The sequence below is a fragment of the Pseudohongiella spirulinae genome, from assembly GCF_001444425.1.
In the GTDB taxonomy this organism is placed as follows: domain Bacteria; phylum Pseudomonadota; class Gammaproteobacteria; order Pseudomonadales; family Pseudohongiellaceae; genus Pseudohongiella; species Pseudohongiella spirulinae.
The window spans coordinates 957,240-971,151 of record NZ_CP013189.1 but is presented as its reverse complement, the minus strand read 5'-3'; the positions used below and the strand labels follow the sequence as shown (position 1 = coordinate 971,151).

General features: G+C 53.7%; 12 protein-coding genes. 7 read left to right on the top strand and 5 right to left on the bottom strand.

The genetic code is table 11. The annotated features are described in order from the left end of the window. Nucleotides 1–88 precede the first annotated feature (88 nt). Nucleotides 89–475 carry an ectoine synthase gene (locus tag PS2015_RS04570; protein ID WP_058021117.1) on the top strand — a complete coding sequence of 129 codons (387 nt, stop codon included), beginning with the start codon at nucleotides 89–91 and terminating at the stop codon, nucleotides 473–475. 4 nt (nucleotides 476–479) lie between these two features. Here PS2015_RS04570 and PS2015_RS04565 read toward each other — a convergent pair whose 3' ends face one another. The 4 genes from PS2015_RS04565 to PS2015_RS04550 are packed head-to-tail and all read right to left on the bottom strand — an operon-like array spanning nucleotide 480 to nucleotide 3,061. Then, a complete protein-coding gene (locus tag PS2015_RS04565; protein WP_058021116.1) occupies nucleotides 480–1,055 on the bottom strand; it encodes a hypothetical protein in 576 nt (191 codons plus the stop codon). A 6-nt stretch (nucleotides 1,056–1,061) separates the two neighbouring features. Beyond that, nucleotides 1,062–1,550 (bottom strand): hypothetical protein, encoded by a 489-nt coding sequence (locus PS2015_RS04560; RefSeq protein ID WP_058021115.1) that lies wholly within the window; start codon nucleotides 1,548–1,550, stop codon nucleotides 1,062–1,064. Between the two features lie 54 nt (nucleotides 1,551–1,604). Then, nucleotides 1,605–2,321: a nitroreductase gene (locus PS2015_RS04555; RefSeq protein ID WP_237113381.1), complete on the bottom strand. Its 717-nt coding sequence runs from the start codon at nucleotides 2,319–2,321 to the stop codon at nucleotides 1,605–1,607. Nucleotides 2,322–2,323: 2 nt separating this feature from the next. After that, nucleotides 2,324–3,061, bottom strand: a complete 738-nt coding sequence (locus PS2015_RS04550) for an SDR family oxidoreductase (RefSeq protein ID WP_058021114.1) — start codon at nucleotides 3,059–3,061, stop codon at nucleotides 2,324–2,326. A 178-nt stretch (nucleotides 3,062–3,239) separates the two neighbouring features. On the opposite strand from PS2015_RS04550, the gene PS2015_RS04545 reads away from it, so the two are divergent. The 4 genes from PS2015_RS04545 to PS2015_RS04530 all read left to right on the top strand — a co-directional run bounded on the left by PS2015_RS04545 (nucleotide 3,240) and on the right by PS2015_RS04530 (nucleotide 8,616). Further along, a complete protein-coding gene (locus tag PS2015_RS04545; protein WP_058021113.1) occupies nucleotides 3,240–3,551 on the top strand; it encodes a DUF4156 domain-containing protein in 312 nt (103 codons plus the stop codon). Nucleotides 3,552–3,623: 72 nt separating this feature from the next. Further along, nucleotides 3,624–6,362: an efflux RND transporter permease subunit gene (locus PS2015_RS04540; RefSeq protein WP_058021112.1), complete on the top strand. Its 2,739-nt coding sequence runs from the start codon at nucleotides 3,624–3,626 to the stop codon at nucleotides 6,360–6,362. Then, a complete protein-coding gene (locus tag PS2015_RS04535) occupies nucleotides 6,359–7,261 on the top strand; it encodes an outer membrane lipoprotein-sorting protein (protein ID WP_237113379.1) in 903 nt (300 codons plus the stop codon). Before PS2015_RS04540 ends, PS2015_RS04535 begins: the two co-directional genes overlap by 4 nt. Next, a complete protein-coding gene (locus tag PS2015_RS04530; protein ID WP_058021110.1) occupies nucleotides 7,261–8,616 on the top strand; it encodes a DUF1302 family protein in 1,356 nt (451 codons plus the stop codon). Before PS2015_RS04535 ends, PS2015_RS04530 begins: the two co-directional genes overlap by 1 nt. Here the strand turns inward: PS2015_RS04530 and PS2015_RS04525 are convergent. Next, nucleotides 8,604–9,881: a dicarboxylate/amino acid:cation symporter gene (locus PS2015_RS04525; protein WP_058023141.1), complete on the bottom strand. Its 1,278-nt coding sequence runs from the start codon at nucleotides 9,879–9,881 to the stop codon at nucleotides 8,604–8,606. The two genes, PS2015_RS04530 and PS2015_RS04525, sit on opposite strands and share 13 nt — an antisense overlap. Before the next feature lie 177 nt (nucleotides 9,882–10,058). On the opposite strand from PS2015_RS04525, the gene PS2015_RS04520 reads away from it, so the two are divergent. Both PS2015_RS04520 and PS2015_RS04515 read left to right on the top strand, forming a co-directional pair. Continuing rightward, on the top strand, nucleotides 10,059–10,802 hold the full coding sequence (locus PS2015_RS04520; protein WP_058021109.1) for a ferredoxin--NADP reductase: 744 nt from the start codon (nucleotides 10,059–10,061) through the stop codon (nucleotides 10,800–10,802). Between the two features lie 132 nt (nucleotides 10,803–10,934). After that, on the top strand, nucleotides 10,935–13,907 hold the full coding sequence (locus PS2015_RS04515) for a M16 family metallopeptidase (protein ID WP_058021108.1): 2,973 nt from the start codon (nucleotides 10,935–10,937) through the stop codon (nucleotides 13,905–13,907). Nucleotides 13,908–13,912 lie beyond the last annotated feature (5 nt).

Genomic DNA, 13,912 nt, shown 5'->3' with positions numbered 1-13,912 from the left:
AAATCGCGACGGCTTGCTTGAGTGCAGGCCGTCGTATTTTTATAAGATCCCCGATTCTGAAAACCTTTGATCAGGTAGGGAATATTCAATGATCATAAGACAATTGCAGGACTGTGAAAATTCAGAACGTTGCGTCAAAGCCGAAACCTGGCAGAGCGTTCGCATGCTGCTGGCCGATGACAAGATGGGTTTTTCTTTCCATATCACCACCATCTACGCTGGCACAGAAACACCGATTCACTACAAGAACCACCTGGAATCTGTTTACTGCATGTCAGGCAATGGTTCAATCAAGGATCTTGCAACTGGCGAAGTACACCAGATCAAACCGGGCACTCTTTACGTACTGGATCAGCATGACAAACATATCCTCATGGGCGGCACCGAAGATATGCATCTCGCCTGTGTCTTTAATCCGCCGGTCACCGGGCGGGAAGTACACGATGCCGACGGCGCTTACCCCGCCTCAGATTAAGTAGTCAGAATGCAGTCAGGCCTATCACCGGAATCACGCTGGATACCAGCGCCAGATAGGCCAGATTGACCCACATCAGACCGATATGTATCCAGCGATTATTGGTAAACAATAGCCACACGACCGAACTGGTCACCAACAAGGTACCGATCATGCGGCGAAGCCATGTTTCGTCGTAATCCGGTAGCAGTGGGTCAGACGCCCTGGCCAGCAGCAGAAAAATGATCACCATGCTGAAAAACCAGTTCTTGGTTTGAAAATAGTGTTCTTCCAGGTCCATTTTCTGAAAATGCCGCAAGTCCGGCGTCAACACAAAAGTTAGCAGCACCATCATGATCGGGGCGGCCAGAAACAAAAGCATGGGCGCAACCTTGGTGAAGTCATAGGCCTGATACTCCCAGAAACCCATGTAGTGGTACGTGATAATGAAAAGCAGCCACACTGACCAGCCGGCCAGTAAACCGGGCCGGGTCAGACGATGACGGGCACGAATCAACTTACCCCAGCCCATCAGCAACTCGGCCATCGCGAATGCCACCACAACCGAGACAAACATCATGATGAATTCAAATTTTGACACCGCGGCTTACTCCTCAGCGACTTCAGCTTCGAAGGCTTGCCTGGCGTTACGATTGAGCTCCCTGACTTGCTCAGGGTCGGTTATTTTCTCCAGCAGGCGAGCCAGCTCAGTGCGAAAATCGTCGGCATGCAGGTAAGCACAAACATTGCCATCCTGAGGATCCAGGGCGCGCCGTTTAAGATCCGGCCGATGATCTTCAGTAACCAGGATAACAGGGGTCGGGCCACGTAAAGGGCTGCTCCGCTCCTGCTCACGCAAACGATACAGAAACTGATCCCTGGGCTTCTTATGGTTGTTCCATCCGGTGATGATACAGGCCAGCTTATTGGTTAGCAGACCAAAGCCTCGATTATATTGCCGCACGGCATCGTTGGCATTTATTTCATTATATGTGTTGATGCTGGTAAAACGGCCCGTCTGTCCTATAACGGTTGCGACCTCATCCACCAGCTTGTTGTTTATGTCATAGACCAGAATAACGGGCTTGGCTTGCATAATGTCCTCTGTGACAACATCGTTTTTATTCTAATTTTTTTTCAGCCGACCGACTTACGACGAGCGAAACTGCACGCTGGCCGATACCGGATCCCGGCTTGTGCGGGTCCGGTTAGCCGCCACCGCCGTATCCTCGTACCCAAACGCAAGACCGAACAGGATACGGTCTTCTTCACTCAATTCAAATGCCTCTCGCACCAGATCCGGATAATCGCGCATCGTCCCCATCGGGCAACTGTGCAGGCCATGTGCAACCAACGACAGCATCAGGTTCTGGGCATACATACCCACATCGATAGCTACAGTGGTTCCGAAGGCCTGATTCATGCCGATAAAGGCCATGTAGGGCGCGTCGAAAAATTCATAGTTGCGCAGCACCGCGCGCATACGGCCTTCGCGGTCATGACGTTCAATGCCCATTTCACTGTACAGCGCCACGGCACATTCGACCTGACGTGTGCGGTACTCTCCGGCAAAATCGCCCCGATATTCGTAATCCGGATTGGACGGCACCCCAGACAGCACTCTGCGCTGCATCTCCGCGCTAAGTCGGTCACGCAATTCCCCACTGGCCACATAGACCTTCCAGGGCTGCACATTACAGTTGGATGGTGCCCATTGTGCCAATTCAAAGATCTGCTGCAAAACGTCGTCGGGAATTCTTTTGTCCAGATAACCTCGCACTGAGTGTCTTTGGCGAATAGCATCAACCAGCGTCATCGTCGGCTCAGATTGTGCATTTTTATTAGTATCCACAGAATCAGAAATCATAATCAACTCAACAGTTGTCCACCATCCACGTCTACAGTAGTGCCCGTCGCATAGCCATTCAGCATCAGATAGATCAGCGCACTGGCCACTTCCTCAGGTTTACCGATACGTTTAACCAGCTGACCCTGAGTCATGGCGGCCACTCTTTCGTTTTTCTCATTGCCCATCCAGTCAAACAGGGCCGTATCAATGATGCCTGGGGACACCACATTCACCCGCACCGGACTGAGCTCCACCGCCAGGCAGCGCACCATATTCTCCACTGCGCCGCCCACACAGCTAAGCGCGGACATATTGGGTTTGAAGCGACGTGCGGGCGCCCCACTGACAAACGTCAGAGAGCCGTCTTTGGGGATATAAGGCGCTCCGACTCGGGCCACTTTGGCGTAACCCCAGAGCTTGCCGAAGGCCGCCTGAAACTGCTCTTCACTCTGTTCCACAAACGGTTTCAGAGTCCGTGTGCCGCCGGTTGCTGCCGAGACCAGATGATCGATGCTGCCTGCTTGCTCAAACAGGGCTTTCAGCCCCTGATCATCGTGCGTGTCCACCTGCACCAGTTCCACCTTGCCAGCCGCGACCGCGCGTGCCTTCTCCAGATGTTCAGCGGAGCGACCGCCCGCCCATACACGGGCACCTTCATCTGCGGCCGCTATGGCCGTGGCCAGCCCAATGCCCGATGTTCCGCCAATGACCACAACAGTTTTGCCGGCCAGGCGGCCAGTCCGGGATGTAGAACTCATGATGACTCTCCTGCGTTTTTTCGAAATGCTGCGATAGTAACACAGCCGATATCTGATAACGTGATCCACTGCACAAGATCAGATACAGTTCACAGTTGAATACCCGCACGAAACAGCCATAATACGGGATTAAATAAAAAGCGCCCTCAATCCATCAGAGGCGCATCGGGAGCACGTTATGAAGATTATCAATGCACTTACTCTGGCAGGCCTGCTAACGGCATGCAGCTCAGCCTGGGTTCAACTCAGTCCGGCCGGGGAACAGGTCAGTCTGGCCACCGCTGCCGAAGTGCGCAACTGCACGCGGCTGGGTACGGCCAATGTCAGTGGTGCCGACAATATCGGCTTCGTGCAGCGGGGAGCCAACCGTTTGCAGGAGGAACTGGTGACCCTGGCGCGCAACGAGGCTGGTGCCCTGGGTGGCAACCGAGTCACTCCCGAATCCGCAATTGAGGACGGTCGCCAGACGTTTGGCATTTTCCGTTGCTGATTTAGTTAAAACATCCTATTGACCCGTCGTGCCTGTTTAAAAGCGGTAGCAGCACGTCCTGGAGCTTATGTTATGGAAAGCAAGCTTCTGATGCTTAGCCGCTTTTTTGCAGCCACACCTTTTTTTGTCGTCAGACACCGGCTGATCGTCCTGATGCTGCTGACATCTATCAGCATCTTTGCCATTTTCAGCATGTCCACCCGGACCAGCATGGACATGAGCATAGACAGCTTTCTGGATCAGACTGACCCGGCTATTACCGCCCTCAATGCTTATCGCAGCCAGTTTGGCAGTGATGACTCCGTATTTCTGGTGTATGAAGCACGCGATGGCGACGTCTTTTCACAGGCGTCACTGCAGGCTGTCAGGCAATTGACCGAGAATCTGCGCCAGTGGCAGGATCTGGATCCGGCCAACTATGATGCCGACCTGCAGGAACTTGGCCAGATCCGGCGAGTACAATCAATCACCACCTTGCGGGTACAGCGAGTTGACGGCGACACGCTGTTATCTGAACGCCTGGTACCTGAGATCATCCCCTCTGACCCTGCACAGTTGCAACAGATTCGTGAACGCGCTCTGGCCGAGGACGATTATCGGCTGGCGTTTTACTCCGAAGACGGCCGCTTTGGCGCCCTGATGCTGCAAACAACCTTTGGAGCCCAGCCAGAAGAAAGTTATGTCCCGGCAGTCAACGCCGACAACATCGAGCTAGGCGATTTTTTTACCGATTTTGCCGACGACGCCAGCAGTTTCGACCTGCATTTTGATGAATCAGCCCAGATTGACGAGATTCCCTTCCAGACCGTTGACATGCTGGAATATCACAGTTTTTATGCCGCGCTCCGTGCTGTCTACGCCGATGTTGAAGACCGACTGACCTTCTATTCAGCCGGTAACCCACCACTGATGTCCTGGGTCTATGAAGTCCTGCAGCAGATGATCTGGATAGGTCTGGGCATGATCGGCATTTTTGTGTATCTATTGCGCTCCCTGTTTCACTCCTTCAGCGCCGTTGCCTGGTCTATTGTGACTATTGCACTGAGCCTGGTCTGGACCTGGGGATTTACAGTCTGGTTCGGAATAACTCTATCGACCATGTTGACGCTTACCGTCATGCTGATTTTTGCCGTCGGCATTGCCGATTGCGTGCATGTAATGAGTGCTTATTTTGTCAAACGCAAACAGGGCAATGATCACCCGACAGCACTCAGCCACGCCTATGCCAAAACCGGCCTGGCCATCATGGTGACTACTTTGACAACCATGGCCGGCGTGCTGGCCCTGACCACCTCTAACCTGGTCCCCATCCGGGTGTTCGGAGCCATGTCTGCACTCGGCGTATTTATGGCATTTTTCTTTACCCTGGTATTGCTGCCTATCCTGCTTAGTCTCTGGCACCCGGGCCAGCCTGAAGAAACTACACCCGGCGGCACACCAGCGCGTACAATTCGGCAGCGTCTCCAGGAGATGCCTGGCTACGTGCGCTGGGTAGCCTTGATTACGCTGGGTATTGCGCTTGTGCAGATTCTGAGCCCGGGCATGACACTCTACATCATGGCAATTGTACTGATCACGGCAACCGTGCTGCGTTATCAGGATGCACTGCTGAATTATTGTCCGAGCCTGGTTGCAAGGCGACCAATGACTATTCTGGCGGTCTTTGCAGTGATCTTCCTCTCATCAGTTTATGGCACCAGCCAGGTCAGAATCGACAGCAACATCGCCGAGCTGACCCGTTCATGGTCAGAGCCCCGAATTGCCTATGAGGTCGTGGATGAACACATGGCAGGCGCGCAAAACATAGCCATCATGATTGATATCGGCATCAGCGACGGCATGATGGAGCCAGATGTCCTTAATGCCGTAGATGAATTACAGCAGCGAGTCAGCAAGCGTTACCCTGACCAGATTTCCCGCAGCTATTCGCTGGCCAATATCGTCAAGGACACCAACCAGGTCATGAACCGTGACGATCAGGCATTTTTCCGCATCCCTGACTCGGCAGTGACTATCTCCCAGCTACTCTATCTGTTCAACAGCGCCAATCCTGAAGAGCGCCGCAGCCTGGTGTCCGATGATTACAGCCGCAGCAATATTACGCTGAACGCCTACAATGCCGGCTCTTATCAGTACCAGGTATTTTTTGAGGAGCTCAGCAACGAAATCGATCAGATATTCGCTCCCCTGTACGATTCTTATCCGGATATGGAAGTCACCGTAACCGGTTCAGTGCCATTGATGATGAGGGCCATGGACGAAATCGCCCAGTCACAATACAGCAGTTTTTTGTTGGCGTTGGCGGTAATCAGCATCATCATGATTCTGACACTCGGCTCAGTTCAGGCTGGTCTGATTGCCATTATTCCCAATCTTATCCCCGCCTTGCTGGCATTCGGCTCCATGGGTCTATTGAACATCCCGCTTGACACCGATACCCTGCTGATTGCCCCGGTGATTATTGGCATAGCGGTTGATGATACCATCCACTTCATGACGCACTACCGGGTGGAACTCATCAAAGAACGTGATATGCAAAAAGCCCTGAACAGCACTATTCGGGAAGTCGGACGGGCCGTGCTGTTCACCACCATGGTATTAGGCCTGGGTTTTGCCCTGCTGTCCTTCTCGGAATACCTGGGCATGGCCAAAATCGGCGCCTTCGGAGCCATGGCTATTTTTGTTGCCCTTTTGTGCGATTTATTGCTGCTGCCCGCACTGTTGATGTTGTTCAAGCCACGATTCGGCCTGAAAGGCGACATCGCCGGATTCCGCAGAATTGCCCCCTCAAACGGAGACGTACACGCATGAAGACTAACTCTACAATAATGCGACTGACCCAGTATGCAGGCCTGGCATGTTCCCTCCTGATCTCTTTTTCTTCACTGGCTCAAACTGATGGCAGAGCCATTCTGGAGCAGGTCGAGGAAAATCAGCGCGCAACAACTGACTCCGCTTTTAATCGGATTCAACTATCCAGTTGTCGCTTTGGTTTACAGAACAATCAGATCACCTGCGCAGAGCGCCCCAGAATCAAGGCGATAGAATCGGTAGGCATCAATACCGGCACAAGTCAGCGTGATACACAAAGCATTTCAATCGTGCTTGAGCCGTCCGCTGAGCGCGGCGTTGGCATGCTCAATTACAATTATGACGACCCGGCCATGGACAATGAGACCTGGCTCTATCTGTCCGCTCTGGGTCAGGTAAAACGCATAGCCAGTGGCAATTCGGACGACGACTCCGAAGCAGCTTCGATTTTCGGATCCGAGTTCACAACAGAAGATCAGGACACCGGCAAGCTCGATGACTATCAGATCAGCATTATTGAAGAAACCACAGAGGCCGGTCGGGACGTCTGGAAAATTGAAACCATCCCCAATGCCGAAAGAGCGCGCAAAACCCGCTATGCACGCACCGTGCACTACATCGACAAAGAACGATACGTTGTGCTGCGAGCGGACATGTATGACAGTCAGGGGCGGGAAATCAAGCGTCTGCTGGCGTCTCGCGTGGAGCAGATTAACGGCACCTGGATTGCGAGGTCATTGACCATGATGAATCTGGTGGCGAATCGGCTGTCCAATATGGCGATTCTGGAAATCAACACCGGTCTGGATATCCCGGAGCAGTTTCTGACACCCAGAACACTGACAGATGTGGCCTTTCGGGAGGCTGAATTGAGTCGCCTGCGTGCGCAAGTGGATTGATGAAAACACTGTCAAAACTTGGATTGGCGTTCTGCGCCTGCAGCCTGTCATTGCCTGCATTGGCGCAGTTTGATGACTCGTTTGTGTTTGACGACAGTATGTTTGATGACAGTAGCCTGTTTGAGACTGCAGATTCACAGCCGGGACATTTTCGTTTCCGGCTCAGCCACCAGAGCGTCGCGCACATCAATCGTCATACGCGGGCTGCGGTTGGCGGAGGCACTGAAACTCGCGCCCGCGGCCTGGAAAACAACCGCAGCGCCCTGAATATCCGCTATCAGAATCCATTTCGCGAGGGCTGGCTGCTGCAGGCCAGCGGTCAGCTACGAGGCTATCTGCCGGGCGACTACGAATACAACAACCCTACACGGGAAGATTGGGAGTGGCGCCTGAACGAACTGTTTGTGCAGCGCAGCGGTCAGCGAAACAGCCTGGCATTCGGTCGCCAGACCATTGTGTGGGGCGAAACCATCGGAAACTCCGTACTCGACGTGATCAACACCACCGAGTATCGCGACCTCACAATTATCGATATTGAAGATGCCCGATTGAATCAGTGGCTGCTTGTCTGGGACCATTTTTCTGACCATGGCACCTGGTCAAGCTTTGTCAATCTATACCCGGAATTCGATCCCCTGCCCGTCGACAACAGTCCGCTGTTTCCGGGCTCGCCTCTCCGGTTGCCGCACTATCATCGGGACAAACCCCTGTTTGAGCTGGGCACACGCTGGAGCCGGTCATTCACAGGCAGCGATGTTGCAGTCATGGCGGCCAGACTCTACGAAAATGGCCTGCGCTTTACACCGCCAACTGATGGCAGCAACCGTGCCATTGCACACATTAATGACTACATGCTTTTGGGATTAAGCGCCAATCGCGCAATCGACCGACTACTGTTGACTCTGGATATGAGTTACTCGCAAGGCGTGCTGGTCGACAGCCTGACAAACGCGTTTCCAACATTAAACAAAGGTGATTTACTGGGTATCTCGGCTGGTTTTGAGTACGGCATCAGCGCCACCCGCCTGATCAGTGTTGGCTTGCGATTTGAAAGATTACAGAACATTGAGCGCGGCGCTGCGGAACGGATCAATGATCTGCGACTGGATACCCGTGGTGATCTGCTGGTTCGCTACAGCCACAGCATCATGAATGAAGAAGTCATGCTCTCGGCAACATTCCAGGGACAACTGGATGGCGAAGCCGGCCTGCTGAATCTGGCCGCCGACTACCGCATTAATGACGACTGGGAACTGCGCAGCCAGATTATACTGACCCGCGCCGACCCAGCCTCCACACTGTATTTCCTTGATCAGGACATCCGACTGGGACTCACCCTGTCTTACTCTTTCTGACCTCCGCGGCCCTGATTCTCACCGGCCTGATTAAAACGGTTTGTAAACATATCTTCGTCGAACTCATTCTCCCAGCGCGCCACGGCCGTCGCCACAGACAGGTCACCTGTCACATTCACCGCAGTGCGCATCATGTCCAGTGGCCGGTCAAATGGCAGTACAAAGCCAACCACCAGCGCGATCTGCGTTGGGTTCAAACCGATCGTTTCCATGACCGCTGCCATCAGAAAGATTGACGCCCCGGGCACGGCAGCCGTCCCTATAGACACAAGCGTAGTGCTGGCAGCCACCAGCAAATAATCCATAAAAGTCAGATCTACGCCGAAGGCCTGCGCAGCAAAAACTGACACGATACCGACGTACAGAGCTGAGCCGTCCATATTAATAGTGGCACCAATCGGCAACACAGTAGACGCCACCACCGGCTTGATGCCCAGATTGGTTTCGGCAACCGACATGCTGACAGGCAGTGTCGCTGAACTGGACGATGTCGAAAATGCCACCAGCATGGCATTCTTGGCACCTTTGAAAAAATCCAGAGGATTAAGATTCAGCACAAACCTCATGAGGCTGCCGTGCACAACGATAACATGAATGAAACAGCCCAGCGTGACCGTCAATGCCAGCGCCACAACCTGCAATAGTGCCGCCGCGCCCTGCGTGCCGGCCACCCAGGCAATCAGTGCAAACACACCGAACGGCGCCACCTCCATAACCCAATGGGTCAGCTTGAGCATGACAGATGAACCGGCTTCCATCAGGTGTGCCAGCGGATCCGCCTGTTTGCCGACTGTTAAAATGCCAACACCAAACAACAAGGCAAAAAAGATAACCGCCAGGATATTACCCTCAGCCAAAGCCGCAATTGGGTTGCTGGGCACGATGGACATCAGTCGCTCTCCCAGCGGCATGGCTTCCTGAATCGTCCCGGGATCAGCGCCTGACAGATCAACACCGGCACCTGGTTGAATAACTACCGCAAGAATCAAGCCGATGCTGATCGCCAGGCCGGTTGTCAGCATGTAAATTGCCAGGGTTTTTATTCCCAAAGAACCCAGCTTGTGGGGGTCACCCATGGAAACAATGCCAGCCACAATAGTGATAAAGACCAGTGGCACCACGACCATCTGGATAAGTCGGATGAATACATCCCCGATCCAGCGGATCGACTGGGCACCTTCACCCCAGATTGCCCCGACAACCACGCCCAGCACCAGCGCCAGCATTATTCGCTTCCAAAGCGGAATCTCAAACCACACCTGCATTTTATTTTTGAATTTGCCCGCCAATTTACCCACCTCATCTGAATCAGTGCAATGCTCGTATCAAGCGTTCAAGACTATAGAATTAAACGGGCAAGTGCCAATAAATTTCGAAATGTGCGACAATGCGCGCCCGCTTATTAATCATTCATCTCAAAGATTCACTGCAGGCAGTTCCCGATGACAGACTGGGTCAAAGGCACAGTGGCAGACGTGGCCCACTGGACCAGCAATTTATTCTCCCTGAAAATTCAGGCCGATATCAGGCCCTTCATTGCCGGGCAATACACCAACCTGGCTCTGGACATTGATGGCCAGCGGATTGCTCAGCCCTACTCAATCCTTAGCGCTCCGGGTGCGCAACCGCTGGAGTTCTTTTTCTACACACAGTTGGAGGGTGATTTGTCTCGCCGACTGTCGCAAGCTCAGCCTGGTGACACTGTGTGGGTCGACAAGAATCCCGCCGGCACGCTGACACTGAACAATGTGCCGGATACTGCCACTTTATGCCTGATGGCTACCGGCACGGGTGTTGCACCCTTTATATCGATGCTGCAAAGCGATGATATCTGGCAACGCTTTCAGACCGTGGTGCTTGTCTACGCGGCGCGCACGCAAGAGGATTTTCAGTATCGGGCGCTGTTCGATGAGCTGAAACTGCACCACCCCGGACGCTTCGCCCTGCTGCCGTTTATCAGCCGCGAAACCGTACCCGGCGCAATCAGAGGCCATATCCCGGCCAGCATTCGCAGTGGCGAGCTGGAGCGGGCGCTGGGACTGGCTTTCAGCCCGGACAACACTCACATCATGTTATGTGGCAACCCCGGCATGGTGCAGGATGCCATTCGTGAACTGGAGCCCCGTGGCTTTCGCCAGAACACCGCGACACAGAAAGGACAATTGAGCTACGAAAGCTACTGGTAAAACGCATCCATCAAGCTGACCATTTGACCTGAACTACCCGCACTTTATCGACGTATACTTGCCTGGCAGTGGAATTATTCGCAGATTGCTATACATTAGCCATATCAGCAGTTGAGTTCCGGAGAGTCGGTCATGTTCCAGTCAGCTTCGCTCACGCGACGTTTATTCACCACCATCACGGCAATTTGCGCCTTGCTGATCGTGGCCTGTTCGCCACAACAGTCACAAACACCAGTTGGCGACAGCGCCGAGCCAGAGCGAGCGCAGTACACACGCATCTACCCGCCCAACCCGGATGATCCGCTGGGCGCTCACATTTTTGAACTGAACAACGGGCTGCGCGTTTATTTGAGCCGCAACCCTGAAGAACCGCGTTTTTACGCTGAAATCGCAGTGCGTGCCGGCAGCAAACACGACCCGGCAGACGCTACCGGTCTGGCACACTATCTTGAACACCTGCTGTTCAAGGGCAATACCGAACTCGGCACCCTGGATTTCGAAGCAGAAAAAGTCTATCTGGACCAGATAGTTGAGCTGTATGAGAGACATTTCAACAGCACTGATCCTGCTGAACGAGCTGAAATCTACGCGCAGATAAACGCCACCGCCCAGCAGGCTGCCGAGTACGCGATCCCTAATGAGTTCGACAAGCTCTACAGCAGCATGGGTGCAAGCGGCCTGAATGCGCACACCTGGCACGAAGAAACCGTGTACAAGGTTGGGCTCCCGGCCAACCGCCTGGCCCAGTGGGCTGCTATCGAGTCCGATCGTTTTATCAACCCGGTCTTCCGCCTTTTCCACACCGAACTGGAGGTGGTTTATGAGGAGAAAAACCGCACCCTGGACAACCGTGACCGGATTTCTTACTACGCCCTGGCCGACCTGCTTTACAAAAACCACCCCTATGGTCAGCAGACCACTATCGGCGATGCCGAACACCTGAAAAATCCATCGCTGGTTTACATACAGGAATACTTCGATACCTATTATGTGCCCAACAACATGGCCATCTTTATCAGTGGCGATATCGACATTGACCAGACTATCCAACTGATCGCTGACAATTTCTCCAGGTGGCAGGCCAAGCCACTGCCACCCGCACAAAGCTGGGACGAAGAGCCTATTGCCGATATCGAACGGGTGACCGTGACCTACCCGGGGCAGGAAGAGGTGCAGATGGCCTTCCGCACGGTGCCTAATGGCCATGCTGACAAAGAAGCCTTGATGCTGCTGGACATGATTCTGGACAATCGCACCGCTGGCCTGATCAATCTGAACCTGAACCAGCGCCAACGCGTTCAGGCCGCCGGCAGTTCTCCTGAGTTTCATAACGATTACGGCTCACAACGCCTTTGGGGTGTGCCACGCGAGGGCCAGACACTGGAAGAGGTCGAGGGTCTGCTGCTGGAACAACTTGAGATAATCAAGCGCGGCGAATTTGAGGACTGGATTCTGCCGGCCATCGTCAATGATTTCAAAGCCATGGACAAACGGGCTCTGGAATCCAACACGGCCCGCGTTGCCGCCATGCGCCAGGCCTTTCTGCAGCACAGTGACTGGAACACGGCCATCAACCAGATTCGTCGTTTAGAGCGTGTGACTAAGCAGGATGTCATCGATGTTGCCAACAAATACTTTACCAGCAACAACTACGTGGCTGTGCACCGACTGAACGGTCCGGCTGACATTCCGCCAGTGGAAAAACCACAGATTGATCCCATACAGGTCGACCCCAGCCGGCAGTCTGAATATGCTGCAGCGATACTTGCCATGCCCTACGACGACATAGAGCCGCGCTTTCTGCAGGCAGGCGTCGACTATCAGATCGCTGAATTCAGCACGCAGGTTCCGCTGTATTACGCCCGCAACCAGCTAAACGATTTATTCACCTTCAGCATCAATATTGATGTCGGCACGGAAGAGTACGATCTGCTAAGCCTGGTCTCTGCACTGATCGACAAAGCCGGCACACCTGATTACCCGGCAGAAGAGTTGCAAAAACAATGGTACCGCCTGGGTAGCAACTTCAGCTTCAACGTCGGCGCCAACGAGATGTCCATCAGTATTTCCGGCATGGATCCACAGTTTGAAGAGTCTTTGGCCCTGATGCTGTCATTGTTGCGGGATCCGCAAAGTGATGAGCAAACCCTGCGTGAGCTGAAGAGCACTATCCTGCAGTCACGCCGTGACCAGCGGGAGAATCCGCAGGCTATCAGTCAGGCGCTGTATCTCTTCAATCGTTATGGCGATGAATCACCGATGTTGCGTACCATGAGCAGCGCACAGATACAGGCCGTTGAACTGGATCAACTGCTGGAGATCATCCCGCAGTTGCTTGGCTACAGACATACACTGAGTTATACCGGTTCCATGCCCCTATCACGGGTCAATGACATTCTCGCTCGCCATCACCAGCTACCTGAACAGCTGAATGAGCCGCCTGCCCACCGTAATCAGTTCGCGCGCCAGATCGCTGAAAATGAAATCTACCTCATCCATCGTGAGACCGCGCAGGCGCAAGTGCGAATCGAATTCCCGGATGAGCTCTATGATGAATCACTGACTGTGCCCGCCTCGTTATACAACAGCTACTTTGGTTCAGGCATGTCCAGCGTGGTGTTTCAGGAGCTGCGAGAGGCAAGAGCTTTGGCCTATTCGGCGGCTGCCAGATACGCCCAGGGCAGCCGCACGGATTCCGAGACCCTTATGCTGGGAGTGATCGGCACACAGAACGACAAGGCTGTTGATGCGCTGCAGGCGTTTGTTGATCTGATTGACAACATGCCCCAGTCGGCCGAACGTTTTAATGATGCGCTGGGTTCGCAGATTAATCTTTACCGCACATCAACAGCCAGTGCTCGACAGATTCCGGGCATGGTTCGCTCCTGGGAACGTCTGGGCATGTCGGGCGACCCGCGCCCGCAGCGTTTTGAGCAATTGCAGCAAATGAGTTTTGAAGATGTGCTGCAGTTCCAGCGCAATCGGGTAGCGGATCGCCCCAAGCTCATTTCCATCGTCGGCGACACCAGCCGCATGGACATCGAATCGCTGGAGCAGCTGGGCACGGTGAGAGAGCTCCGCGTGGATGATGTATTTGTTGACTGAGACAC